Source organism: Fictibacillus sp. B-59209 (assembly GCF_036216745.1).
Classification (GTDB): Bacteria; Bacillota; Bacilli; order Bacillales; family Fictibacillaceae; genus Fictibacillus_C; species Fictibacillus_C marinisediminis.
Genome location: NZ_JARMMC010000043.1, coordinates 28317 through 53403 on the forward strand (window position 1 = coordinate 28317; position 25087 = coordinate 53403).

Consider the following 25087-nt stretch of genomic DNA (forward strand, 5'->3'; position numbering starts at 1 on the left):
CTTTCTGGACAGCCCCTTTATCTTTATGTTTTAAAAGGGATAAAAGGATAAGTGAAGAATGTTAAAAGAGTCATTTACTAGATGAAAGAGGATGGGTGCATAGTGATGGATATGTGGATTATTATACTGCCCCTCTCGGAGTTGTATCCGGCAGAATCGTTTTCAAGCTTAGCAAGCGTTATAACCTCGACTCCAAATTTTCTGCTATTATAGGGATTGCTTTTTGCTCTCTTGTCTATGTTTAAAGTTACCTACATTATCAATAAACGAAGTATAACCCTGTTTACATAGGAGGGATTCCTTTGATCAACCAATATACCATCAGAAAAGCAACAGAAGCAGATGCCGAACAGATCCTCATCCATATTCAAAAGGTTTTAGAGGCATACCCTGACTTCCTTGCCAGCAGTCCAGAAGAATTCAATACTACACTTGAAGAAGAGAAAGAGTGGATCGCCTCTCATGAAAAGCACGGCCTGCTGCTCGTGGCTGAAGTCGAGCAAAAGATTATCGGTCTCTTAAACTTTCGATTATCCACGAGAAAGAAGTTTTGCCATCAAGGAATGTTTGGCATGAGCATTCAAGAGCCATACACCGATCAAGGCATCGGCAGCTCATTACTGCAGCATCTTCTGGAATGGGCGAAAAAGGACGAACGAGTCGAAAAGGTTTCCCTAGAGGTATTTTCCAATAACAAAAGAGCCCTCCATCTGTACGAAAAGTTTGGCTTTATAGAAGAAGGCAGACGGAAAAGGAACGCTAAATTACGTCCCGGGTACTATGTAGACGACATCTATATGAGCCAATTTGTTTAACAGAATATCCCTGCATAAAGATTAACCCCTCTCCTTAAAGGGTAATGGTGAACAAAACCAATTTAAGGAGGCAGTTATCTTGAAACTGGAAGTTCTATGCGATGTGAAGAAACGGCCTGCAAAACCTTTGAACACCGGGATTGATTTATGATGGATACCATATAAAAAAAATGCGCTCGACGTAAAGCGCATCTTTTTTTGTGTTCATTTTAAAGCCCTCTCATCTTCTCATCCAATTTCTGAAAAGCAGCCTTTAGCTTCTCTTCTGGCACCTTACCGTATAAATCACCAACACTTACTTCAAAATAGCTTGTTTGTTCATTAACCTCTCTGATGTGGCCGCTAAGACCAATTCCTGTTTCTTCATATAATTCTGCCAACAAAGACTCCATCGTCTCTTTAGGCGCCTTAAAATGGACATGAAACATATTTGAAACAGGCTCGGCAGGTCTTGTAGAAACTCTATGGCATTCATTAAAAAATCCGGCAAGCTCCTTCGCTTCTTTATAATATTGATCCATCTTCTCCTGCCTTTGGTCAAAATAAAAGTCCGCGCTCAGGATGTAAGGATAAAGGCTGATCAAATCTCCGCCATGCCGCCTTTTCCATACCTTCGATTTATCAGTAAAATCCTTACCACCTGCCAGAACAGCTCCCGCAATCCCGCCAATTCCCTTGTAAACAGATACATAGACACTATCAAAAAGTGAACAAACTTCCGCAGCTGATTTTTGATAAAAAGGAAGGATCTCGAAAAGACGAGCACCGTCCATGTGCAGCTTAATTCCTTTTTCTCGGCAGTAAGCAGAGATTTCCTCAAGCGTTGTATAGTCGGGCAGCTGGCCGCCGATTTCACGCTGTGGGAGTTCCAGCAATAAACAAGCAATCTCTTCTTTCAAATTCACGACATCTTCCAGCGCAATTAAACGGTTCTCATCAGCCAGCAAAACGGGCTTGATGTGATGCAGCTCCTTCAGCCCGTCTTCCTCATGTATCTCCAAATGACACAGAGGATGATATGCCACCCTCTTCAGTCCTTTTTCATCACACCAGATCCGAAGGGCAATCTGCTGGGCCATCGTTCCGCTCGGAAAAAACACCGCATCCTCTTTTCCCAGCACCTCTGCCATCTTCTCCTGAAAGTCTTTAATGACCTTCCCGCTTCCGTACATATCACTTTCCATCCCGCCGTCATAGCTTTCCAGGGCATCTTTTAATACTTGAAGATTTCTCGAACCGTGGCCGCTGACGTGATAGTCTGCCTGTTTAAATGCATTTGTAAATGTTTCGCTCAATTTCACTTTCCCTCTCTCTTAAAGAAACTTCCTTGATACTATTCTCTTCTGAGGGTAATACCCCTTTAATTTTTGGGAAGAAGGTTTTTATTGTTCATATGGCGAATTTTTTAAAAGTTTGAGTTTCAAAATAACGAGAGGTGAGGAGGGTCGCTTGAAACGTCACGTCTTTTGTACCGTTAATTTGAGTTGCCAGAAAAGGGAGGTATCTTTGATGAAAACGCAAATTGAACAAAATGGTATCGTAACCTTGTCCGAAGATGTAACTAGAAGTTTAAGTGACAGTGAACTATGGAACGATGATCTGAGGCCTACGACAGAAAAGGAGCATTCCTGGAGCGGCTTGAACTTTGCGACGTTATGGATCGGAATGTGCTTGTGTATACCAGCCTACACGATGGCGAGCGGGATGATCTCTCTCGGCATGAACTGGTGGCAAGCCATCGGAACGATCTTTCTGGGCAATGTGATTGTCCTCATTCCCATTCTATTAAACTCCCATGCCGGAACAAAATTCGGCATACCTTATCCCGTGTTTGCACGGTTGTGGTTTGGATCCAAGGGAGCTCACATCCCGTCCCTAGCCCGTGCTTTTGTAGCTGCCGGATGGTTCGGAATCAATACATGGATTGGGACAACCGCCATCGATGTCTTATTATCCGCCTCATTCCCAGCCTGGAAAAACCTGACCGGACATACCGCCATCATCTTTGCTTTATTCTGGGCGTTGAACGTCGGGGTGGCTTACAAAGGTCCTGAAGCAATAAAAATTTTAAGCTTGATCGCTGCGCCTGTTGTTGGAGTCTCAGCTATTATTCTTATGATTTGGGCGTTCACTCATGCAGGCGGCTGGGGACCGATTTTATCCACACCATCTAAGTTCACGACGACCGGTGAGTTCTTAAAAGTGTTCTTCCCTACATTAACAGGGGTCATTGCCTTTTGGGCCACCCTTGCCTTGAATATCCCTGACTTTTGCCGCTACGCCAAAAGCCAGAAATCACAAATGATCGCACAAAGCTTCTCTCTTCCTCTCACCATGAGCATTTTCTCATTTATTGGAATCGCCGTTACATCAGCCACGGTTGTTATTTTCGGTTCAGCGATTTGGGATCCTGTTCAGCTGCTTGCAAAATTCCCTCCATTCATTATCTTCTTAGGAACCATTATTATCGCCATGGCATCCCTTACCATCAATGTCGGTGCGAATATCGTTGCTCCCGCCCGTGCAATTGAAAATCTCTATCCTAAACGCATCACATTCGGCATCGGCGCACTCATCACCGGCGTTTTCGCTATCCTCATGCAGCCTTGGTTCATCATGTCCAACTTCGGAAACTATATCTTCGGCTGGCTCGGAACGTACGGAGCATTGCTTGGCCCGATCGACGGCATCGCGATTGCCGACTATTGGCTCGTCCGCCGCAGACAGATGGCCCTGAAAGAATTGTATGAACTGAACGGCCGGTACAACTACACTTCCGGCTACAATAAAAACGGTGTGTACGCACTGATTATTGGAGTCGCCATACCCGTGCTCGGCTTGATTGTTCCTGGGCTTCGTTTTCTATGGGATAACGCATGGACGTTTGGTTTATTTATCTCCATGTTTGCCTACACCTATTTGATGAAAGGTGACCAAAGCGTCTTGCGGCCGGGTGAATACGAAAACATCACCCAGTTTCCGTCCGACAAACCGATTGAGCGTATTGCAGAATAAAAGATAACAGGACGTGCTCATTGAGGCAGGTCCTGTTTTTATATGTTCAGATTATAAATCAAAAACTTCTCATAAGGATTCTTTTCATAAAGATCCTTCAGCCTTACTTCCTCTTTCAATTCAAAAGCCGTCTGATATTCTAAAAAATATGTGTACTCTTCAGTGGCATAATACAGGATCAGCTCCACTTCTCTTGATGAGGCTTCCACTGATAAAAGAATATTATGGATGACCTTCATAAAAATCGGCATGGAAAACGGATTGAAGAAATAGAAACGGTTGTCTTCCGGATGGATGGGATACTCCTGCGCCAGCCCGCAATGAAAGTGAATATCATCCTTGCTCTTTGTATGCTGTTCCACGTATCGTTCCTTGTTTTCCATAGCCTCTTGATAAAAGCCTTCATTCATCTCGACTCCCGTAACCATTGCCTTTTGAAAATGATGGATGTAAAAGCTGACCCGTCCTTTCCCGCATCCAAAATCAACGAGCCGGTCAGTGCTTTTCAGTTCATATTGCTGAACCAAATCCTCCAATGCTGCATAAGGTGTCGGTTCATAACGGTGGTAGTGGGCGGACGAATTAAATCCCTTTTGATCCCCCACGGTTTCTATGTAAAGCAAGGCGTCATATTCCTGTTCTTTCATTCTCGGTGCTCCTGTCTATGTCTTCTCATTACATTCTAAAACAAAAAGGCTGTTTTCGTAACCTTTGTTGTTCTTGGGAGCAGTTGATCTCCGTTTCAGGATGCTCGCTTTCCGCGGGGCGTGCGATGAGCCCCTCGGCGCAAGCGTCTAAATGGTCTCATCTGTCACGCTCGTCCCGCTGGAGTCTCGCACCTTCCACTTCAATTAACTTTTTATTGAAGATTTTTCAAGCCAAAAAGGGGCTGCCTGAAGGTCAATTTTCGACTTTCTGGACAGCCCCTTACTGTTTATCAATCTCTTATTGCAGCTGCTCCAAAAGATCATCCAGACGTTCCATTTGTGAGGAGAATCCTTCAACGACGCCCATATCCTTGACTTGCTGAAGGGTTTCTTCCGTAGCAAATTGTGTACGTATAATGACTTTTGTTGCGCCTTCATACTCCGCAAATTCGAGGGTCACCAGCATTTCGGGCATGCCTTCCATCTCATTTCCTTCTCCATCAGTAAAGTAATCTTTGTAAACAATCTTCTCAGGTGCAAGAATCTCCTGAAACACGGCTTTGCCGCACGACTCCTGGCCATAAAAGTCTCCTTGATTCTTATCCATACACTTCATGCAATAAAACCATACGCCACCAGCCTGAAAGTCAAACTGGCGAATTTCAGTTTCCCATCCTTTGGGCCCCCACCATTTTGACAAGTGCTCGGGCTGCGAAAATGCTTGATATACGAGAGTTCTAGGAGCGTTGAATGTTCTCTCCATAATAAGTACCTGGCCCTCAACGGCTGTTTTTAAAGGGTTTGTTCCATGGTTTACAGACATTTCAATTCCTCCTTAAGGTTCATCCGTTTTTTCTTGCATTTTAAGTAAATAATCATCCAAACGATCAAATCTTCCCTCCCAAACGTTCTGGAAGGATACTAGCCATTTATTCAAATCCTTGAAAGGCTGCTGAGACAGCTTGTAGATCCGCCTATTAGCAATAGCATGAACCTCGACAAATCCAGCTTGATTTAAAACTCTGAGGTGTTTGGAAGTTTGTGGTTGGAGAAGCCCAAGCCGTTCAGCAATTTCCCCTACAGTGAGAGGACCTTCACGCAATAGCTCAATCATTTGTAAGCGCTTAGGCTCGGCAAGTGCAGATAATGTGGCATTGATGTTCGCGATCATCTATCGTTTCTCCTTTCACATCTAATATAACCCGAATCGAATATTCTTGTAAAGGAATATTCAAAAAAATAACTAAGGCTGCCGAAGCAACCTTAGTATTATTAATCTATAACAGTCCGATAATGCAGCTGAACCAGTCCTGTATCGAACGTCTTGCTCTCTACAAACTGAAGTCTGCTTTCATTCTCCGTTTCTGCAAACAACCGAATTCCTTTCCCCAACAAAACAGGAATGATCGAAATCACGTACTCATCAATAAGATTTTGTTCTTTTAACTCTTTAATCGCCCCTGCCCCGCCATCAATAAAGATGTTCTTTCCTTCTTCTTTTTTCAGGGTTTGAATCAGTTCATTAAGGTTTCCGTTGTAAAACTCCACATTTTCATCCGTATCCTTCTTGCTTCTTGAGAGCACATAGCACTTTCTCTCCTTATGAGGAAAATCAATCCCAAAGGTTAACACTTTATCATACGTTTTTCTCCCCATGATCACTGTATCGACCGTCTTCACAAATTCTCTGTATCCATAGTCCTCATCAGGCTGTTCCACCATCGACAGGAAGCTGATATCGTCATCCTTCTTAGCGATAAATCCATCAAGACTGGCTGCAATATATACGACTACTTTTCGTTCCTTCACCATCTCTTCACCTCACTGTTTATTCTTAACTAAAGTATACAAATGATTTGTCTTCCATCCACAAGGTACTTTCAAATAAACTATGTCTTTTTAAAAAAGGGAAACAAGGAATATCACCTTAACCTGTGGAAAGAAACAAATGAGCAGAAAAGAATGGAGTGAATAAAAATGGCAGAACAAAAGGCCGTTCAGGACGTGTATCCTGACGATTATTCATGGTGTTATGGATGTGGAAAGCTGAATGAAGATGGCCACCATTTCAAGACAAGATGGAATGGAGAAAAGACCGAAACAATCTACACACCTCAGCCCGAGCATACGGCTGTACCGGGGTTTGTATATGGCGGAGTAATTGCCTCGCTGATTGATTGCCACGGAACCGGTTCAGCTGCTCTCGCCCTTCACCGGAAAAATGGCCATGAACCAGGTGACGGAGCAGAACCACCGCGATTTGTAACCGCCTCGCTGAAGGTTGATTTTATGAAGCCTACCCCGCATGGCTTAGCATTGAAAGCTATCGGAACGCTGGAAGAAGTTCATCCGAAGAAATGGAAGGTACATACTGAAGTGTTTGCCGGTGAAACTCTCTGCGTAAAAGGACAAGTCACAGCAGTTGTCATGCCTGACTCCTTCCTGCAAAACGCAAAAAACACCAATCCCTAAAAGATTGGTGTTTTTGTTTTATCTGGTTCTAACGTAAGCCACAATGCCTTCTTCGTCATCCAGGACCAATTCCAGGCCAGCTGAAATCGGATCGATATTCATTTGTGTATCCAGCCAAAACCGGAGTGCCTCTATCAGGTTGGCTTCAATCATTACTTGTTTTCTGCCGCCCACATAGGCTTCCGCCGAGAAACCGTAATCGTCATCATACAGCAGTTCTACTTGAACGTCTTCTGGCGCAACTTCTTTTTTATGAGCGAGGAACAAGCATAGAGCATTAATAATGTCCTGCTCTGATACCATTATCTGTTCCATCGGTCATCCTTTGGTTTGCGGCTGTTTCTTAAGTTCGCAAAGATTCTCGAAATGAGGGAAATGATGATAAGAACAGCGATAATGTTAATCATTAACCCAAGGAATGAACCAAAAGCGCCAAGGTTTCCTAACAGTCCACCGAAAAGCATACCAGCGATTCCGCCATAGATCAGACCTTTCATGAATCCGCCCTTTTTAGCTTTCGCAGAATAGCTATTATTTTTGTTGAAAAAGCTTTTTTGCTTGTTTTGGCTCTTATTTTGAAAAAATGAGTTGTTGCTGCTTTTACCACCAGAGTTAAAGGATTTTACCCCCGAACGATAGCCTTTCGCACTTACCGTTTGTGACTGATCATGGAAAACAATATCTTTCACAGGCATCAATACAAACGTCATAACCAAGGTAGCCGCAATAATCTTCTTTAACATTCTCTATTCCTTCCTCCATTTAGTAATCTTAGATCTCAACTCTTACCTATACGAAAAGGATAACAAAAAGTTTCATATAAAACCAAAATTTTAAAGAAGTATTTCAAATACAAACTCTAAAATGTTAAAATAAGGAAAAAATACATCAGGAGGATGTAAGATGTTCGACGATCCAGCAGGGGATTTCATGTCTAATTTTGTTCCTATTTTTATTGGTATTATTGCGATTATCGTTATTTCAACCATTGTTATTTCCATTGTAAAAGGTGCCGCTCAATGGAGTCATAACAATAACTCACCCGTATCAAACAAAAAAGCCAAGGTGATTACGAAACGAACCGATATCCAAGGCGGCGGAGAAACCCGTGCCTATAACCATTACTATGTAACATTCCAGCTGAATGACGGAGAAAGAATAGAGCTTAAAGTTAAAGGCGATGAATATGGTATGCTGGTAGAAGGAGATACCGGGGAACTCAGCTTTCAGGGTACAAGGTATCTTGGATTTGATCGAAGCATTCAGTCGGAGATCAACTGACGATTGGAGGATCTATTATGCAAACCTACGCGTTCATCGGATTTGTCTTTGGCCTCATGGGATTTGTTTACGCAATAAATGCCACTAAAAGAGTAAAGCAGCTTGAGCAGAAAGTCGCTGAATTAGAAAACCATATCAAACAGTAATAAAGAGCTCGGATTCCTCTAGGCTCTTTTTTAAAGGCTCTTTTCTAAAAGATTATTGCTTTGGGAACATTTTTTAAGCCTTCATTGACGAGTTGATTGGAGTGCAAGGTGCGAGACTCCTGCGGGGAAAGCGTGACAGGTGAGACTACGCAGGCGCCTGCGCCGAGGAGGCTCAGCGCACGCCCCGCGGAAAGCGAGCATCCTGGAACGGAAATCAACCACTCTCAAGAGCAACAATGGTTACGAAAACAGCCTTTTTAAAAGATTGTTGCTTTTAGTCATTTTTGTAAAGAGCTTCTTTGACAAGTTGGTTGGAGTGCAAGGAGCGAGACTTAAGCGACGGGTGAGACGCGCGGAAATCGAGCATCCTGAAACGGAAATCAACTACCCCTAAGAGCAACAAAGGTTACGAAAACAGCCAAACAAAAGGACGGCTTTCATCATTGTTGCTTTCATCGACAGTCCTGGTGAGCCTGGAATAGATATCTACACCAATGCAGACCTGGCCGACCACATTCAAAGCGAGATGAATGCCTTTGCTGATGAAATTGAAGCTGAGAGTTAATGTTCTATAAGAATATACAATAGGAGAATCTTTTAAATGATTGAAGTAGATGATGCAGGAAATGGATGCCCCATATTAGGAGAAGTGTTCGCAGCCAGAAGAATGGAAACCGGAGAACAAGCGGCTGTCTATGTCCCGCTCCCCTCTGAAACATCATTAAAAACCTCTAAGGAAGAGTACATTATGTCTCTTCTCACCCAGTTAAATGTTCCAAAAGATGAAGCCGTGCTGCTCTGCAGAGGAAATACACTGAATGGATTCGAGCGTCAGTTGCAGCATAAAGGTTTTGATGTGAAGCGCGGGAAGATCTCCGAGGAAACCGATAAGATTGCCGAAAACTTCTTTATGGAACGGCTTTATGACATCGGATTTCCGCAAGATCTTTCACTGTCCAACCGTGAATATCGCGAGTTCTACCAGATGGTGAAAATATGGTATATCTCTCTTTACCACGGGAACAAAAATCTTTTCAAATCAGAGCGCAAAAGAAATGTAAAAACACGTGGGTACATGCATAACCCTGTTTACCATTTTCCGAATGTGCTTAGAGAGTTGTTTTACTAATTAGTAAAACAACTTCCATTTGGTAACAACTTCTAACAATAAAGAGACCCTGCTCAATATTGAGCTTGGCCTCTTTGATTCGCTACAGGTTACACTCGGAACCCCTATATGCTCCTGCGTTCTCTATTTTCGCTGCCATTCCCCTTCACTTGACGTAAGTGTTAATTTATATGTTCTGCGTTTAGAAGACGATACCTTTTTCACTAAAAAAGCAGGAACCCCGAAAGGCTCCTGCTTCTCTTATTTCTTATTCAAAATCACACTCTTTAAGCGGTACGACTTTTGTTTTGTGTTTGAATTTATAGCCTAACCAAACAGCCAGGAAGATCGGAATCCCAATGTAAGAAACAAGGGCTCCTTTCCAATCGATGCTTCCGCCTGTAAAGGCAGAATAGTTTTGACCGAGGATAACGACAAAACAGAGAGCGAAAGCAAAGATCGGACCGATTGGGAACCATTTTGCCAAGTAAGGCAGTTCTTTTAAATTCCGCCCCTGTGCCACATACGCTCTTCTGAATCGGTAATGGCTGATCGCAATTCCGAGCCAGGCGATAAAACCGGACATCCCGGAGGCATTCAGCAGCCAAGTGTAGATGACGCCGTCACCGAACAGTGAAGCAAAGAAAGCTACAGCTCCTACAGCGGCTGTTACAATTAGGGCTGGAACCGGTACACCGCGGGAATCCAGCTTCGCCAGAAACTTAGGTGCCTTTCCGTCTCGTGCCATATCCCAAAGCATACGGGTCGATGCATACATACCGGAGTTACCGGCAGATAATACTGCTGTTAAGATGATCGCGTTCATAACGGAAGCCGCAAACGCAATTCCTGCTTTATCAAAGACAAGTGTAAAAGGACTTACAGTAATATCGCTGCTTGCCAATCGGCTGTCTGTGTAAGGAATGATTAAAGAAATGACCAAGATTGCCAGAACATAGAACAAAAGGATACGCCAGAACACACTTTTGATCGCTTTCGGGATGTTCCTTTTCGGATCTTCTGTTTCTCCTGCCGCAACCCCTAACAGTTCTGTTCCCTGGAAGGAGAAACCTGCAGCCATAAATACGCCAAGCGTCGTAAAGAATCCGCCGTGGAACGGTGCGTCAGCGATCGTAAAGTTCTTAAATCCGATCGGATCTCCGCCTAAAATGCCGAAGATCATAAGTGTTCCTAAGATCAAGAAGATGATGACCGTAATGACTTTGATCAGAGAGAACCAATATTCTGCTTCACCAAACCCTTTTACCGATAAATAATTTAATAAGAACATAATGCCTAGGAACAGTGCACTCCAGATAAATGAAGGTGTATCTGGAAACCAAAATTTCATGATTAATGTTACGGCAGCAAGTTCAGCTGCAATGGTGATTGCCCAGTTGTACCAATAGTTCCAGCCGAGCGCGAATCCTAGTGATGGATCCACAAATTTTGAAGCATACGTGCTGAATGAACCCGCAACCGGCATGTAAGACGCCATTTCTGCGAGGCTTGTCATTAAGAAGAACACCATGATTCCAATCGCTACATATGAAAACAGAACGCCGCCTGGCCCTGCAGTATGAATGGATCCTCCGCTTGCTAAAAATAATCCTGTTCCGATCGTTCCCCCAAGAGAGATCATCGTTAAATGGCGGGATTTCAGTCCCCGCTTTAATTCATTGTCCGCGTTTGGCGACTGCGGTTGTGATGGATTCCGTGCTGTGTTTCGCATAAAAAAACTCCTTTTCGTTTTAGGAAGGAGTGGGAAATAAAAAAAGCCGCCAAGCATTGGGCGACGATTATTATTAATCCGCATCATGCCTTCCGTAAGATAGCGCATCCCACCCACCGGTTATTCGTGGGTGTGACAGTGCTGTTCCTGTTCGAATACAGCCCCAATTCATACTTCCAGAGTTAAGCACAAATTTCGGCAGCTTTTCCTTTCACACGGAGTCTATGATGTCCTCTGCATCTCGTACGTCCTACTTATAAAAGCCGCGACCTCTACCTCATCGGATTGATGAGGATTTTTTAATATCAAGTTAGTTAACGCTAAAAGTTATTATAAAACAGCGCTGTCGTTCCTTCAACTGTTTTTTATTGCCAGCATTTTCACTTTTGAATTAATTCCCTCATTATATCATTGTTTACCTATCACCTACGATCATACGGAAAGGTTCCTTTAAACAATCGTTTAAAATTAAACCCGATTGTCCATCATTTCAAGTATAATGAACACTATTCAGGTTATGCTGAATCTGGATAATATAAAAAATCGAGGTTCCTACATGAATAATAGAAGTTTTAACGATTATCGTATAAGCGATGAAATAAAACGAGCACTTACAGTGTTGAAATATGAAACTCCGACTGAGGTTCAGACTGAAGTCATACCATTAGCTCTGGAAAAGCAAGATCTCGTCGTAAAATCCCAAACAGGCAGCGGAAAAACAGCAGCCTTTGGTATTCCGGTATGCGAAATGCTGGAATGGGAAGAAAAACGGCCACAAGCATTGATCCTTACTCCCACGCGCGAGCTCGCTGTTCAAGTTCGTGAAGACCTTACCAACATTGGAAGGTTCAAGCGGATTAAAGCTGTTGCTGTATATGGTAAAGAGCCTTTTGCGAAACAAAAAGAAGAATTGAAACAAAAAACGCATGTTGTCGTCGGTACACCGGGACGCGTCATGGACCATATCGAGCGTGAAACCCTCGTCTTAGACCAAATCAAGTACCTGATCATTGATGAAGCAGATGAAATGCTGAACATGGGCTTTATTGATGAAGTCAAAAAGATTATTAAACAGCTTCCTTCAAACAGAGTAACCATGGTCTTTTCTGCAACATTGCCAAAAGATATTGAAAATCTCTGCCATCAATATATGAAGGATCCAGCAAAAATCGAAATAGCTTCTGCCGGGATGACGACAGATACGATCAAGCATTCTTTAATCAACGTTCAGGAAGAGGTGAAGCTTGCTCTTCTGAAAGACGTGACGGTCGTTGAAAACCCGGACAGCTGCATCATTTTCTGCAATACGAAAGAGCACGTCGATACCGTGTTTGCAGAGCTCGAAGCCTCTCAGTATTCTGTTGAAAAGCTTCATGGAGGATTGGAACAAGAAGATCGATTCGCGGTGATGGACGGGTTCAAGATCGGGAATTTCCGTTATCTTGTCGCCACGGATGTGGCTGCGAGAGGAATTGATATTGATAATGTAACCCTCGTTATCAACTATGACGTTCCTATGGAAAAAGAGAGCTATGTCCACCGTACAGGAAGAACTGGCCGGGCCGGCAAAAAAGGAAGAGCCATTACGTTTGCATTGCCTTATGAAGGAAAGTATCTTAGAGCCATCGAAAGATACATCGGCTTTGAGATCGATGAAGCGGAAGCACCGACAAAACAAGAAGTGGCTAAAATGCAGCGGCCTTTTGAAGAAAAGCTCAGCGGGCGCCGAGTCGTGAGAAATAATAAAACGGCCCGAATCAACCAGGATATTACGAAACTCCACTTCAGCGGCGGAAAAAACAAGAAGATCCGAGCGGTCGATTTCGTTGGAACCATCGCAAAAATCCCTGGAGTCTCAGCAGATGATATCGGCATTATCACCATCCAGGAGAATTGGTCCTATGTTGATATTCTTAACGGAAAAGGCTCACTTGTCCTGCAAGCCATGGAAAATACCACAGTTAAAGGCAAGAAACTGAAAGTCAGCAAAGCGAAAAAGTAAATAATCCTTCTGATAAGCAAAAGAGCACGGCTGCATTTTTCTCAGCCAGTGCTCTTTTTTTCTATCGATCCAGATTATATGAAGAAAAAGACCTGACCTAATGACCAGCCTCTTTAAACGATCGTTTAAATCATTGATATCTTATTCCACAACCACCGAAACCGCACTATACACTAACAAAAGGGCCATTACCACATTGAATGCTCTTCTGTATTTTGATAAAAAGACTTGAAACATGGAACCGAACAGACTCCAGCTAAACGTAGCCAGGAAGCCGATAAACGCTAGAAATAATGAAATCAGCAGCAGGCTGGCATTGGAATGGTAAAAGGGAATCACAAACGTGGAAATGACAGTCAAGCCATATAAGAGGCCTTTTGGATTAACGAACTGAAGCAGCATGCCTGCTTTAAAACTGTTATTCTTGTCTTCTCGTCCGCTGTTTTTAGTCTTGCTTTTGCTGGTTAACACCTTATAAGCCAGATACAGCATATAGACCGCACCCAGGATCGTCATCGCAAACTCGATCTTTGGTATGAAGTTCTTCAGCCAAAGATTAAAGTAGCTGCTCAGCATGATGATGATAAAGAATCCAGCTCCAACTCCAACACAGAATCTGAGGGTTCGCTTCAAACCGTATTGGTTGGCAAACAGCATCGCCATAATGTTATTCGGACCTGGAGTGAAGCTTGTAACAAACACGTACAACAAAAAAGACAAGATGGACATTGTGATTCCCCTCCGTTGCGTATGTTATAATGTCTATATTGAACACTATAACGATTTTCAATATATTGTACAGAACGGTCGTTATATTGTAAATAGGTCTGGAGGTTATTTATGGAGGAAATCCATCTTATCATTGCGAAAAATTTAAAAGCCTTTCGGGAAAACAAAAAATTAAGCCTTGAAAAAGTGGCTGAACTGACCGGTGTAAGCAAAACAATGATTGGACAAATTGAGAGAGGTGAATCCAGCCCTACCATTACGACGATCTGGAAAATCGCCAATGGACTAAAGATCTCGTTTACTTCCCTGATCAATGATCCGCAGCCCGATACGAAAGTAGTCTTGCGAAGCGAAGTACAAGCATTAACAGAGGACAACGGAAAATACAGAGTATATCCCTACTTTCCATTCCAGGATGACCGCCGATTTGAAATGTATTCCGTCGAGATCGACAAAGGCGGCTTTCTAAGCTCTGACGCTCATGGAGAAGGCACCGAAGAATTTGTAACTGTTTTTGACGGGGAATTAACCGTACGTGTAAACAACATAGAATACACCGTGAAAAATGGGGACTCTATCCGGTTCAGAGCCGACAGGCCCCACGTCTATCATAACTCCGGTGATATCTTGACCCGCTTGAGTATGACCATCTATTATCCACATTAAAAAGCACCGGCAGAAAAAGTACTCGGCTGGTGCTTTTTTAAAGCTTTTTAAAAAGTTTTAAAGTTTTAGATAAAGTTTTATGTCTTCTAAAATTTTTTGTATAGCTTGCCGCCAAAATTTTGGTTGAGATAGGTCAATATTAAATAGCTCCTTAACTAGGGTTTCAACTGGTACAATCCCTGTCTGACTTAAAAAAGTTTTATATTTTTGTGGAAATTGTTCTTTATCTATTTTAGATAATTCCAACAAACCGATACTTAACAGGAATCCAAATGTATAAGGATAATTATAGAAGGGGATTTCAGTTCGATAAAATTGTATGTACTTAATCCACACATATGGCTGATATTCATTAAGACTTCCACCATATACCTCTTCCTGCGCTTTTAAAGATAGTTCTTCTATCTGCTGGGAAGTTAAAGAGGCATCTCCCCTTTTTTCAAGGAAGCGCTGCTCAAATAAGAAAGCACCTCTTATTGACATTAGGTAATTAAAGCTGCGCTCAGATTTCCATCCAATTAAAGCTTTCTTCAGTGAATTATCTTTTGTATCCTGAATTACATAATCTATAAACGCACTCTCAAAGAAAATCGAAGCTGTTTCTGCCACCGTCATTTCAAAACGATCTTCTAATAAATGCGGAGATGACGAAGAATCGAGTTGTTTAAAATGCCATGCATGTCCTAACTCGTGTGCCAGTATTCTAGCACTATCTATGGTGCTATCGTAATTTAATGAGATTCGCGACTCTCCTGCATCAATAAATGGTGCACAAAATCCACCAGACGGCTTCGATTGGCTCGGTTCTGCATCAACCCATCTATTCATAACAGCCATTAAAACGAAATTAGACATCTCTGTATCTACCTGTTCCAGTGCTTTCCTCAATTGATCAACAGCCTCAGAAAAACTAATTTGGTAAGGAACCTCCTGGGAAGAAGACATTAATTCATGCCATGATATCTTATTGTGGCCAGCTTTGCCTTTTAAAAACTTTACCAAATTAGGGATTTCAGCATCTATTTCATTCCACATACTTTTAAGAGCTGTACTTGATAAGCCGTTCCTAATCAATGAGTCTTCGAGGAAATCTTGTCCCTTTTCTTTATAAAGATCTATTCTTCTCCCCACAATTTGATTATAAATGGAACCAAAAACATTAGATTGCGTTTTTAGGGTGTGATTTAAAGCGTCAAATACCCTTTTTCTCACTAAAGAGGACTGATGAGTCAAAGCCAAATGATTAGCTTCATTAAACGTCAGTTCTTTTTCTCCTTCTCCAAAATCCACTTTAACTTTGAGATTGCTTCGAACTTGTGTGTAAAGATCTTCATACCCTTTTAATGTTTCACTTGTAAAGCTTGATAGTTTATTTAATAGTTCATCTTCTGGAGCTTTATTTTCTTTTGATTGGTTTGAAATTATAATCTGCAAGCGTGATTTTAATGAGTAAATCAACGATTGGATTGTTGTTAATACGGATGAGTCCATATCTTCTGCTGTTAAACAGTAATAAAATGATTCTGCTTTCTCAATTTGTTTAATGGCTTCTGAAAGATTAAGAGATGTTGTCTGCTCTTCTACATCTTGAATAATAGACTTTAATGCAGCTAAATGGGTAATAAAATCATTTAAACTATACTGATTATATAAATTATCTAAATTCCAACGGGTATGTAATGTTATTGGTTTCAAAGAGATCCCTCCAATTGACGATATGTATATTTTTGACAAACCAAGAATGATTACCTTCTTATATTTACAATTAAAAAAGCAGATTCCTTTACCAGGATCCTGCCTTACTGCTGCTTATTTCTCCCTTTTCTCCGCCACCGCTTCACACATGACAGCATACATCTCCTCTACCCCATGTGATGAAGCCTCAAAGTTATAGGCGTTATCGACTGAAATTCCAATGCTGTCCGCTTCCTTCACGGCGTCGATGTTCGCTCCCATAAATATAAACTCCCAGCTGTATTTCTCCTGCTGGTGCTTGATCAGCTCTTTTATTTTGGGATAGGTAAATTCCGTGCTCGCGTTTTCCATCCCATCAGTTGTAACGATGAAGATGACCTTGTCTGGCCTTTCACTCTCGTCTGTCATTGCTAGCCTGCGCCCGGTATCCACGATCGCTTTACCTATGGCATCCAGCAGTGCGGTACAGCCTCTTACAAAATACTCTTTGTCTGACAGCCTTGCCTCTCTGGCGTTTTTCCCAGTCCATACGACCTCATACTGATCATCAAAAAGGATCGCCGTAATTTCAGTCTCTCCTTCCGGCCGGCATTGTTTTTCAATCAGCCTGTTAAACCCGCCGATCGTTTCCTCTTCAAGCCCTGCCATTGATCCGCTCCGGTCCAGCAGAAAGATTATCTCCGTTTTATTGTGATTCATGCGTCCCATCCCCTTCTATTCTTCATGCTATAATAATAGCTGGATTCTGCCATCAGTTGGTCGCCTGGCAAGCGACATTTTGGGGAGGTCATCACAATGCTCGCAGAAAAAACTCTGATTGAACTAAAAGAATATGTAGACTACTGCCTGAACCATTCTCCGGCAGAGATTTTACATGCCTGTGCACCTCTAGAGAGCGAAATCCTTGAAGAAGATCGACAGCCAGCGGACCTTGACGAGTTTATCCAGTCCAGACGCAAACCTTCCCTCCGTCATCTCTTGTTCAGCTATATCGATCAAAGAGGCGCCAGTGATTCCGAAATCTACAAAAAAGCAGGAATTGACCGCCGCCATTTTTCAAAAATCCGTTCCAATCCTGATTACCGCCCGCGAAAAAATACGGTCATTTCACTCGCCCTGGCTCTTCAATTAAACATAGAAGAAGCCGGTGAGCTTCTAAGCTCTGCCGGCTTCTCTTTGTCTGACAGTGATACATCAGACCTGGTCATTCAATTTTGTTTGGAGAAGGAAATCTATAATCTTCAGGATGTGAATGAGGCGTTGTACAATTTAGGGGTAAAGCCTTTATAATTTAAGTTTCTTTCCTGTTCCGTACGCCATCCATCACAAATCTGATCATATTTTCAATTTCTTCGTCCTCATCCCCAAATGAGTTTTCTGGCAGCAAGACGAAGTGAGAAACAAAATATCCGCCAACGAAAGTAAACACCATTTTTTGAATCAACTCTGTTGGAATATCTGCTAAATCTCCTCGTTCTTTAAAGATGTTGATGACTTTAATGAGACGCGGAGTGACATTTTCCTTAAAAAAAGGCAGTAATTCGTTTCGTAATTCCACGTTATAGAGCATCTCTTTCACAACAATCTGGAATATTTCCATATTCTCTTTAAAGAAGACAATTCTGTTTTTCAAGAAAGCCCGTAAGAAATCTTCAAAACTTAGAATGTCTTTTGACATCACTTCATTAAAAACACCCTCAGCCATAGCAGGAAATAAGTCTTTTATAAAGGGAACGATCACCGAGAGCAATAAATTATCCTTTGTTCCATACTTACGGAAAATGGTCCCCTCAGCTACACCGGCAGCTTTGGCAATCTCACTTGTCGAGGTGTTTGTATATCCTTTTTCTGCAAAGATTCTAATGGCCGACTCCAAAATCTTCTGCTGTTTATCCGTTTGTTTTTTGTTATCTGATGCATGGGCAACCATCGCCTCCAAGAGACTGCCTTTAAACAATTTCATCCCTACTTTCGAGCTTTTAACCTTTATAATTTACGATACTTTTTCAATGCAAATACATTCAGTACAGTAAAGAACGAAGCAAATAGCACGAGTGCAATAAGATCTCCACTAATATCGCTTATTTCCATTCCTTTATACATTATACCTTTTAGTGCATCTGCCGCATAATAAAGGGGCATCACTTTAGCAACGGCTTGCAGCCAGTCTGCCAAGCCATTAAGGGGAATGATTCCTGAAAAAAAGATTTGTGGAACGACTGCTATTGGGATAAATTGCACCATTTGAAATTCGGATGCGGCAAAAGATGATAAAAGGATTCCCAATGACAAAGCCACCAATGCCAATAATAAGTTAATTAAAATAACACTCCAAATGGATCCTTCCAGAACCATATCTAAAATATTAATGGCATACAGTACGACAATTACGGTTTGTATGACGGCAAACGTTCCAAATCCAACCAGATAGGCCATTACAATTTCCCATCTGCGAATGGGTGTAGACATTAATCGTTCCAAAGTACCTGATGTCCGTTCCTTTAATAAACCAATACCCGAAATGAGGAAAACGAAAAAGAAAACAAAAAAACCAACCAGCACAGGACTCAGGACATCAAAAAAATCGGTATCGCTATTTCCGTAGATGTATGCTGTCTTGATATTTTCTTTTGGAAGGCCTGCGTTCCCCTTATTCATAAGTGCTGATTGAAATTGGGATACGGTTTGTTGAACCTTCATCTGCAAGGCTTTGGCGGCTGTCGGGTCATTATTTTGCAGGGTTAATTTCCAGTGAGAATCTTTATACTGTAAAATAGCATCAAGATCATCTCCTTTTATCGTATTCTTCGTATTGGTTATTCTCTTATAGTGAACCGTATGAATGTCGGCTTTTTCCAGTGCCTTAACAAGCTGATGATCCGCACCAGTCACTCCCAGCTTCGGATTGATAGTGTCGGAGTTAAATAATAAATACATCAGGGATAAAATCAGCAAAGGAGCAACAAACAACAGCGCTAACGTCCGTTTATCACGGAACATCTCTTGAAAGATCCGTTTAATTAGAGCTGCTGTTCTCATGACTTTTCCTCCCCGCATTTAAAAAGACTTCATCAAAATTCTCTGCTTGATACAACTCTTTTAATTCGTCTGGTGTGCCGTTAGCCAATATGCGGCCTTCTCTGATCATCGCAACCAAATCACACCGTTCCGCTTCGTCCATGACATGCGTCGTTACGATGATCGTCTTTCCTTCTTCGTTTTTCAGCCGCAATAATTCATTCCATATATTCAGCCGCAGCTCCGGATCAATCCCCACGGTCGGCTCATCCAAAATAAGAAGTTTAGGGTTGTGGACCAATGCGATAGCCAGCGATAATCTTCGCTTCATACCGCCGGAGTAGGCAGAAACCCGTTTATTTAAGTCAGCCGTCAGATTTACGAGATCTGCGGCATAAGATATCCGCTCCGCCGCCTCTGTCTTAGGCATCTTGTAGAGGGAAGCAAAAAATTTCAAGTTCTCTTTGCCCGTTAGATTCAGGTACAAAGCATCAGACTGCGCCATATAGCCGATGTGCTGCAGCAGCGCCAAGTTAGGAACTCTCTGCTCCAATACATGAACCGTACCTTTGTCCGGCGAATCCATGCCTACCAACAGTTTAACAAGTGTGGTCTTTCCAGATCCTGAAGGCCCGATAAATCCATAAATTCTTCCTTCTTCAATCGTTAAGCTGATATCATCTAAAACCAGATTTTTCCCGAAACTCTTACTGATATTCGCTATTTTTACACTATGGTTCATTATTATCCCCCTCATAAAAGTGATTACTCACTCACTTTTATTCTAACGTGTATTCTTTTTCTGTCAACGGGTGAGTGTCCACTCACTTTCCTACTATGCTCTTTTCCTTTACTATGTAGTTATAAAAAAGAAAGTAAAAGGAGAAAAATTAATGCCTATTCGTATAGAGAAAAAGGAAGATTTTCAAACAACGGAAGACGTTATTAAACAAGCGTTTAAACACGCGCCCTATAGTGATCAGAAAGAACACGGACTTGTGAAACGGTTACGATCTTCCAAGGAATTTATTCCTGAACTTTCACTCGTCTATGAAGACGGCGGTAAAATCTTGGGACATATCCTGTATACTAAAGTGCAGTTAAAAAATGATACCCAATCTTATGAAGCGTTAGCCCTAGCCCCGGTATCTGTCTTACCTTCACACCAGAACCTGGGAATTGGAAAAGCATTTATTACAGCCGGCTTAGAAAAAGCGAAAGAATTGAACTACAAAGCTGTTGTCGTATTGGGGCATCCTGAATACTATCCTAAGTTTGGATTTAAGAAAGCAGCTCTATGGGGAATCAAAGCACCTTTTGAAGTGCCGGGTGAACTGTTCATGGCAATGGAACTTCAGCAGGACAGTTTAAAGGGTGTTCAAGGAATTGTTGAATACTCTCCTGCTTTCTTCGAATAAGGACCAGTACGTTATCAACTAAAATAAAGGCCCGTGACAGTGGCAGTTGCAAGGGTACAATGTTTCAAGCATTTATATAAATCATTCAAGTAAAAACCCTGTTGCAACGGGATCCATTCACATTGGGCAAACACTGTCAGCATATAGACATGCGGCTTGTCTGGAGGTGCCATGCCCCCATATCGGGAAGCTTCAGCGGGCGTTAAAGGGTTCGGACGAAGGGGCGAAGCAAAGCTGTTTACGCCTTGAATGAGCTTGGGATTTGTGCTGCTCTCATTAGAAGCAAGAGAGTCCTTAGGCAGATTTGCAACCAGCCAATGGATAAACGGAAAACCCACGACCGGTACAGCATCATAGTCAATGAGCGTAATCGAAAAAGCCCTCGTTCCCTCTGGATAATTACAGATTGTAACCGGAAGAGAAAATGTAGGCATTCCCTTATAAAATTGAGTGCCAAACTTCCCGTATTGCGGCTGGATAATGCCATTAATAATCCCACTGCTTTTTACATCCATTTGATCCACCCCAAAAAGCTCATCACAGACCGCCTTTTTATCCGCTTCTGATCGGCTTGCCCCGATTTACTCACCGTTTTAACGCAATTACTCCCGGGAATATAGATTTTACTCACCGTTTTAGCACCTTTACTCACGGAAATTCAGACTTTACTCACCATTTTCACACTATTACTCACATAACACATCATTTTCATAAATTCTTAATCTAAAAACCCCCACTCAGTTCATCTTATGGAAAGACTCCTAGTCTAATGAAGGTTTAATAGCATCCACAATCAATGAGGCAAAAACCATCTCATCCCCCTGATTTCTTGGATCGTGTTTTTTGGAACGGAAAATCGCACCCTGTTCTCCTTTCATTCCTGGAGGATTTTCCTGAAAACTATTGAATAAGTATTTTGTAAAATATAACCAAAAGGTGGTGAAATCATGAACTCAACCGCTTCGCCCATCGCTTGTAAAGTAAATAATGTGTTTATCCATGTCAAAGACTTAAAGAAATCCGCAGAATGGTACAGCCGACTTCTTGGCGCATTGTTTAACCCAGAGAACGTAGAATCACCCGTTTACAACTTGCCGGTTACCACTGAAACAGGCCTGACATTGGATGACCACAGCTTTGATCCTGACTTTGTTTTCGAACCTTCGCCGCATGTCCTGTTCAATTTTTATGTACCGGATATTGATAAAGCCTATGAATTCATCAATGAAAAGAAGATAACCATTGTAAAAGACATCGAACGGATCGGAGAATTTGCCTATTTTAATTTTCAGGATCCAGACGGCAACGTTTTAATGATCTGTAACAGCTAGCATGAAAAAGCAGGGACCCAAAAGGCTCCTGCTTCATCTATTTTTACGAAAGTTTCTCCCATTCACTTAAGTACATAACATCCTTCTCCACATTTTTCTTTTCCGGAAGCAAGCAAAGAAATTCTAATGAATTGCCATCCGGATCATAAAAGTAGAGATTCGCAGTAGGTGTCCAGGTTTGCACCATGGGTTCCGTAGGTTCAAGTCCAAAAGCAGCCCTTGGCCTTATCCCTTTAGTAAGCAGCCATTCACTTGCATGAATAATGTCATCGTACGTAACCTTGAACGCAAAATGGCTTTTATGAAACTCTTCTTCCGGTACTTCCCAAACGCCCAGCATTTGTTCGCGCTTATTATTTTTATCAAACCAATAGAATGCGACACGCCGATCTTCAATTGTATGGGCCAAATCTAACCCTAACCTCGTATAAAACTCCATAGCCGCTTCTAAATTTTTGGTTTTGACATGGGTTTCGTACAGCGTTCCTGGAAACATGGTCAGTCCCTCCTGCTTATCATTCTTCAGTCTCTATCAATAATGCTCGGACACACTCGCCAAGCTTCTATGACACTAAACTTTTCATCTGCCCATTCTGCCGCACCACCTTGTGGCAGAGTCCTTCTTTGCTGCTTCTCAGACTGCCAGGCTAACCATACAAGGAAAGTGTCCCTATCTTTTTGGGACGATGCAAATGTGCCTCCCAGCATTCCCTTGGCTTTTTGCAAGCCTGCATTCCAGCCATGTTTTTCAGCTTGCTGTATAACCGAATAAATATATTTGGCATTTCTTATAACATCTGCAAATTGATTTTCCAAACCGGTGATTCTCAGCTCTTCTTGGAAAAAATCTATCTCTATCAAAGTATAGGTTTTTCCTTGCCCTGAGGCTGAAAAAATCTGATCATGGATCTCATCCATAAAATACTGATAATCCTGTTGGCTTTCCCAGAAAGCATAGATACAAGCAGTCGATTGCTTATGATCACTCCATCCTCCCAGTTGTCCGATAAACCCTTTCACCTGACTAAGCGTTCCCCATTGTTTTTGACAGTCATAAAATAAATCTTGATGTCCTTCTTTTACTTTGCAGGATATTCGTTTAATAAGCATCAGCTCACACCTGATTAACCGAGAAGGAATGAGCTTTATACCATTTCGGCTCCAGCACTTCAAAATCTTGATGATCCTCCAGCACCTTATGTAATCGGTCTGCCATTTCATCGATTTGATCTGGTGTGACCCTGATCGTCCATACGATGGCAGACATAACATTCATAGCCATATAAAGAGAGTAAATCATCCAAAAATCCTCAGGGATCTTATTCTCAAAATATCCATTGATTTGCCCAATGGAAAAAGGAACACTCACCTCTTTACTGAATAAACCGACCTTACAGAAGTCATGATAAGGGTCGCCCCAATCAAAGCGGTTAAAATCAATGGCTCCTGCATATTGTTTGTTCTTCACAATAAGGTTGCTTGGATGGAAATCGTCATGCTGAAACTGGTTTGGACGGCTTTTTAAATAATGTTTGTTCTCCTCGATAAAAGCCATGATTTTCTCATCATTTTTTATTTTGACACCACAAGTCTTATAGGCATCCAAATATCTGTAAAACTTGTCCGTCACCCTTTCATACCATAGCTCAATGGTCTCAGGTGCTGGATACTGGTGCAAATTCCACAAGTCCTTCCCCGCTCTTAGACCAATCTCATATTGCTCCCTTTCCGTGTACTTGGGCAATACCTCACCTGCATCTTCTCCCTCTATGTAAGAAAGCACATAAAAACAGATGTCCATCTCCTCCAGCTTTCCTATTTCAATAGGCTCCGGTGTCTGAACGGGATACCTCATGATTTTGCTTAACAGCTGGAACTCGGATTTTTTCCTTTCATAATCCCCTATAGCGGCAATCCTCAATAAAACCTTTCTGCCGCCCTTTAATGTTACAGCGTATTTCTGATCTCCAGAATAGCCTTTAGGAATGTGCTTCATTTTTTCAGCAGCCGAAAGCGATCTTATCCTTGATCTCACCCAATCTAACTTCATTCTTATGAAACCTCCACCTTTATTTTCCACTTACTTGTATTCGTCAAGAGGGGTGAAAATCTCCTTCCTGTTAGCTGCCCAAGGAACTGATATAATTTTAACTGCGGATAAAAGGAGGAGATTCATTTGAAAAATCTAGCTGTATTCTGTGGCTCAAGCAATGGTGTATCGGAAATCTATGTTAAAGAAGCTGCGAAACTGGGGAAAGAACTGGCCGAACGCAACATCGGACTCGTGTATGGCGGGGCAAGTGTAGGCGTGATGGGAGCCGTTGCTGATTCCGTACTGCAGCATGGTGGACAAGTAACAGGAATCATGCCAGACTTTCTGAAAAAAAGAGAAATCTCCCATAAGAACTTAACCAATCTTATCGTGGTAGATTCCATGCATGAAAGAAAAGCAAGAATGGCTGAATTGGCGGACGGGTTCATCGTTTTACCCGGCGGACCAGGAACCATGGAAGAATTCTTTGAGATTTTCACGTGGGCACAATTAGGCTTACATCAAAAGCCTTGCGGTCTGTTAAATATCAATCACTATTTCGATCCTCTGATCTCCTTGTTTAACCACATGACGGCCGAAGGATTTATGCAAGAAAAGTACCGTGAGATGGCACTAACAGCTCCCACTCCACAAGATCTACTGAATCAATTCAGCAACTATGAACCGCCAGCCGTAAAAACATACCTTACCGAAGATCAAACGTAAACAGGATGCCGGAGCAAGAAGATCCAATTATTCTGCAATTAATAAACTTCAACGCCATATAAGACTGGATACAAAAAGGGGCTGTCCAAGAAGTCTGTAAGCTGTTGATTTCCGTTCCAGGCTGCTCGCTTTCCGCGGGGCGTGCGGTGAGCCTCTTGGCGCTAGCGCATGCGGGAGTCTCACCTGTCACGCTAGTCCCGCAGGACAAGGAAGGCTCCGGCAGCGGTGTATCGCACGAAGAAAATGTGATTTTC

At 42.2% G+C, this 25087-nt stretch carries 30 protein-coding genes and 1 riboswitch; of the genes, 12 read left to right on the forward strand and 18 right to left on the reverse strand.

Features of this window, described 5'->3' with window-relative positions; genetic code table 11:
* The first annotated feature begins 302 nt into the window (after nucleotides 1–302).
* Complete coding sequence (locus tag P4361_RS22580) at nucleotides 303–815, forward strand: GNAT family N-acetyltransferase (RefSeq protein ID WP_328091113.1); 513 nt, start codon at nucleotides 303–305, stop codon at nucleotides 813–815.
* Nucleotides 816–1024: 209 nt separating this feature from the next.
* Here the strand turns inward: P4361_RS22580 and P4361_RS22585 are convergent, their stop codons facing one another.
* Nucleotides 1025–2116, reverse strand: a complete 1092-nt coding sequence (locus tag P4361_RS22585) for a threonine aldolase family protein (protein WP_425590306.1) — start codon at nucleotides 2114–2116, stop codon at nucleotides 1025–1027.
* A 208-nt stretch (nucleotides 2117–2324) separates the two neighbouring features.
* On the opposite strand from P4361_RS22585, the gene P4361_RS22590 reads away from it, so the two are divergent.
* Nucleotides 2325–3830: an NCS1 family nucleobase:cation symporter-1 gene (locus P4361_RS22590; protein WP_328091115.1), complete on the forward strand. Its 1506-nt coding sequence runs from the start codon at nucleotides 2325–2327 to the stop codon at nucleotides 3828–3830.
* A 38-nt stretch (nucleotides 3831–3868) separates the two neighbouring features.
* On the opposite strand, the gene P4361_RS22595 is transcribed toward P4361_RS22590, so the two are convergent.
* From P4361_RS22595 to P4361_RS22610, 4 genes are all read right to left on the reverse strand, one after another.
* Complete coding sequence (locus P4361_RS22595; RefSeq protein ID WP_328091116.1) at nucleotides 3869–4477, reverse strand: class I SAM-dependent methyltransferase; 609 nt, start codon at nucleotides 4475–4477, stop codon at nucleotides 3869–3871.
* A gap of 298 nt (nucleotides 4478–4775) precedes the next feature.
* On the reverse strand, nucleotides 4776–5300 hold the full coding sequence (locus P4361_RS22600) for an SRPBCC domain-containing protein (RefSeq protein ID WP_328091117.1): 525 nt from the start codon (nucleotides 5298–5300) through the stop codon (nucleotides 4776–4778).
* Nucleotides 5301–5312: 12 nt separating this feature from the next.
* A complete protein-coding gene (locus tag P4361_RS22605; RefSeq protein ID WP_328091118.1) occupies nucleotides 5313–5648 on the reverse strand; it encodes a metalloregulator ArsR/SmtB family transcription factor in 336 nt (111 codons plus the stop codon).
* Between the two features lie 101 nt (nucleotides 5649–5749).
* Entirely contained in the window at nucleotides 5750–6289 is a 540-nt protein-coding gene (locus P4361_RS22610) for a dihydrofolate reductase family protein (RefSeq protein WP_328091119.1), read from the reverse strand.
* A gap of 165 nt (nucleotides 6290–6454) precedes the next feature.
* Between P4361_RS22610 and P4361_RS22615 the strand changes: the two genes are divergently transcribed.
* On the forward strand, nucleotides 6455–6949 hold the full coding sequence (locus tag P4361_RS22615; RefSeq protein WP_256227970.1) for a PaaI family thioesterase: 495 nt from the start codon (nucleotides 6455–6457) through the stop codon (nucleotides 6947–6949).
* Nucleotides 6950–6967: 18 nt separating this feature from the next.
* On the opposite strand, the gene P4361_RS22620 is transcribed toward P4361_RS22615, so the two are convergent.
* On the reverse strand, nucleotides 6968–7264 hold the full coding sequence (locus P4361_RS22620) for a YxcD family protein (RefSeq protein WP_053355864.1): 297 nt from the start codon (nucleotides 7262–7264) through the stop codon (nucleotides 6968–6970).
* Nucleotides 7252–7692 (reverse strand): hypothetical protein, encoded by a 441-nt coding sequence (locus tag P4361_RS22625; protein WP_053355865.1) that lies wholly within the window; start codon nucleotides 7690–7692, stop codon nucleotides 7252–7254. The genes P4361_RS22620 and P4361_RS22625 overlap by 13 nt, the downstream gene beginning before the upstream one ends.
* A 160-nt stretch (nucleotides 7693–7852) precedes the next feature.
* On the opposite strand from P4361_RS22625, the gene P4361_RS22630 reads away from it, so the two are divergent.
* The 3 genes from P4361_RS22630 (at nucleotide 7853) to P4361_RS22640 (ending at nucleotide 9505) form a co-directional block, all read left to right on the forward strand.
* On the forward strand, nucleotides 7853–8230 hold the full coding sequence (locus P4361_RS22630) for a DUF2500 domain-containing protein (RefSeq protein ID WP_328091120.1): 378 nt from the start codon (nucleotides 7853–7855) through the stop codon (nucleotides 8228–8230).
* A gap of 17 nt (nucleotides 8231–8247) precedes the next feature.
* Complete coding sequence (locus P4361_RS22635; RefSeq protein ID WP_328091122.1) at nucleotides 8248–8376, forward strand: hypothetical protein; 129 nt, start codon at nucleotides 8248–8250, stop codon at nucleotides 8374–8376.
* 601 nt (nucleotides 8377–8977) lie between these two features.
* Complete coding sequence (locus P4361_RS22640; RefSeq protein ID WP_328091124.1) at nucleotides 8978–9505, forward strand: hypothetical protein; 528 nt, start codon at nucleotides 8978–8980, stop codon at nucleotides 9503–9505.
* Nucleotides 9506–9752: 247 nt separating this feature from the next.
* Here P4361_RS22640 and P4361_RS22645 read toward each other — a convergent pair whose 3' ends face one another.
* Nucleotides 9753–11216 (reverse strand): amino acid permease, encoded by a 1464-nt coding sequence (locus tag P4361_RS22645; protein WP_328091126.1) that lies wholly within the window; start codon nucleotides 11214–11216, stop codon nucleotides 9753–9755.
* Between the two features lie 92 nt (nucleotides 11217–11308).
* Nucleotides 11309–11499: riboswitch (Lysine riboswitch) on the reverse strand.
* Between the two features lie 273 nt (nucleotides 11500–11772).
* On the opposite strand from P4361_RS22645, the gene P4361_RS22650 reads away from it, so the two are divergent.
* Nucleotides 11773–13218, forward strand: coding sequence for a DEAD/DEAH box helicase (locus tag P4361_RS22650; protein WP_328091127.1), 1446 nt, complete (start codon nucleotides 11773–11775; stop codon nucleotides 13216–13218).
* Nucleotides 13219–13359: 141 nt separating this feature from the next.
* Here the strand turns inward: P4361_RS22650 and P4361_RS22655 are convergent, their stop codons facing one another.
* Nucleotides 13360–13947, reverse strand: coding sequence for a LysE family transporter (locus P4361_RS22655; RefSeq protein ID WP_328091128.1), 588 nt, complete (start codon nucleotides 13945–13947; stop codon nucleotides 13360–13362).
* 111 nt (nucleotides 13948–14058) lie between these two features.
* Between P4361_RS22655 and P4361_RS22660 the strand changes: the two genes are divergently transcribed.
* Nucleotides 14059–14613: an XRE family transcriptional regulator gene (locus tag P4361_RS22660; protein WP_328091129.1), complete on the forward strand. Its 555-nt coding sequence runs from the start codon at nucleotides 14059–14061 to the stop codon at nucleotides 14611–14613.
* 57 nt (nucleotides 14614–14670) lie between these two features.
* Here P4361_RS22660 and P4361_RS22665 read toward each other — a convergent pair whose 3' ends face one another.
* Both P4361_RS22665 and P4361_RS22670 read right to left on the reverse strand, forming a co-directional pair.
* Nucleotides 14671–16308 (reverse strand): M3 family metallopeptidase, encoded by a 1638-nt coding sequence (locus P4361_RS22665; RefSeq protein ID WP_328091130.1) that lies wholly within the window; start codon nucleotides 16306–16308, stop codon nucleotides 14671–14673.
* Between the two features lie 114 nt (nucleotides 16309–16422).
* Nucleotides 16423–17007, reverse strand: coding sequence for a vWA domain-containing protein (locus P4361_RS22670; RefSeq protein ID WP_328091131.1), 585 nt, complete (start codon nucleotides 17005–17007; stop codon nucleotides 16423–16425).
* Between the two features lie 96 nt (nucleotides 17008–17103).
* Between P4361_RS22670 and P4361_RS22675 the strand changes: the two genes are divergently transcribed.
* Nucleotides 17104–17598, forward strand: coding sequence for a hypothetical protein (locus tag P4361_RS22675; RefSeq protein WP_328091133.1), 495 nt, complete (start codon nucleotides 17104–17106; stop codon nucleotides 17596–17598).
* Between the two features lies 1 nt (nucleotide 17599).
* On the opposite strand, the gene P4361_RS22680 is transcribed toward P4361_RS22675, so the two are convergent.
* Genes P4361_RS22680 through P4361_RS22690 form a run of 3 tightly spaced genes read right to left on the reverse strand, consistent with a single transcriptional unit; the run spans nucleotide 17600 to nucleotide 20068 of the window.
* Entirely contained in the window at nucleotides 17600–18265 is a 666-nt protein-coding gene (locus P4361_RS22680) for a TetR/AcrR family transcriptional regulator (RefSeq protein WP_328091135.1), read from the reverse strand.
* Nucleotides 18266–18294: 29 nt separating this feature from the next.
* Nucleotides 18295–19347: an ABC transporter permease gene (locus tag P4361_RS22685; RefSeq protein ID WP_328091136.1), complete on the reverse strand. Its 1053-nt coding sequence runs from the start codon at nucleotides 19345–19347 to the stop codon at nucleotides 18295–18297.
* Nucleotides 19325–20068: an ABC transporter ATP-binding protein gene (locus tag P4361_RS22690; protein WP_328091138.1), complete on the reverse strand. Its 744-nt coding sequence runs from the start codon at nucleotides 20066–20068 to the stop codon at nucleotides 19325–19327. The genes P4361_RS22685 and P4361_RS22690 overlap by 23 nt, the downstream gene beginning before the upstream one ends.
* Before the next feature lie 151 nt (nucleotides 20069–20219).
* Here P4361_RS22690 and P4361_RS22695 point away from each other — a divergent pair, with 151 nt between their 5' ends.
* Nucleotides 20220–20744: an N-acetyltransferase gene (locus P4361_RS22695; protein ID WP_328091139.1), complete on the forward strand. Its 525-nt coding sequence runs from the start codon at nucleotides 20220–20222 to the stop codon at nucleotides 20742–20744.
* Between the two features lie 14 nt (nucleotides 20745–20758).
* Here P4361_RS22695 and P4361_RS22700 read toward each other — a convergent pair whose 3' ends face one another.
* Nucleotides 20759–21259 carry a YbhB/YbcL family Raf kinase inhibitor-like protein gene (locus P4361_RS22700; protein WP_328091140.1) on the reverse strand — a complete coding sequence of 167 codons (501 nt, stop codon included), beginning with the start codon at nucleotides 21257–21259 and terminating at the stop codon, nucleotides 20759–20761.
* A 432-nt stretch (nucleotides 21260–21691) separates the two neighbouring features.
* Here P4361_RS22700 and P4361_RS22710 point away from each other — a divergent pair, with 432 nt between their 5' ends.
* Nucleotides 21692–22075, forward strand: coding sequence for a VOC family protein (locus P4361_RS22710; RefSeq protein ID WP_328091141.1), 384 nt, complete (start codon nucleotides 21692–21694; stop codon nucleotides 22073–22075).
* A gap of 43 nt (nucleotides 22076–22118) precedes the next feature.
* Here P4361_RS22710 and P4361_RS22715 read toward each other — a convergent pair whose 3' ends face one another.
* Genes P4361_RS22715 through P4361_RS22725 form a run of 3 tightly spaced genes read right to left on the reverse strand, consistent with a single transcriptional unit; the run spans nucleotide 22119 to nucleotide 24125 of the window.
* Nucleotides 22119–22571: a VOC family protein gene (locus tag P4361_RS22715; RefSeq protein ID WP_256227987.1), complete on the reverse strand. Its 453-nt coding sequence runs from the start codon at nucleotides 22569–22571 to the stop codon at nucleotides 22119–22121.
* Between the two features lie 26 nt (nucleotides 22572–22597).
* On the reverse strand, nucleotides 22598–23185 hold the full coding sequence (locus tag P4361_RS22720) for a DUF4937 domain-containing protein (RefSeq protein ID WP_328091142.1): 588 nt from the start codon (nucleotides 23183–23185) through the stop codon (nucleotides 22598–22600).
* A 4-nt stretch (nucleotides 23186–23189) separates the two neighbouring features.
* The gene (locus P4361_RS22725) at nucleotides 23190–24125 is read right to left on the reverse strand and encodes an aminoglycoside phosphotransferase family protein (protein WP_328091143.1); all 936 of its coding nucleotides are present in this window, start codon (nucleotides 24123–24125) and stop codon (nucleotides 23190–23192) included.
* Nucleotides 24126–24251: 126 nt separating this feature from the next.
* Between P4361_RS22725 and P4361_RS22730 the strand changes: the two genes are divergently transcribed.
* A complete protein-coding gene (locus P4361_RS22730; protein ID WP_328091144.1) occupies nucleotides 24252–24833 on the forward strand; it encodes a TIGR00730 family Rossman fold protein in 582 nt (193 codons plus the stop codon).
* Nucleotides 24834–25087 lie beyond the last annotated feature (254 nt).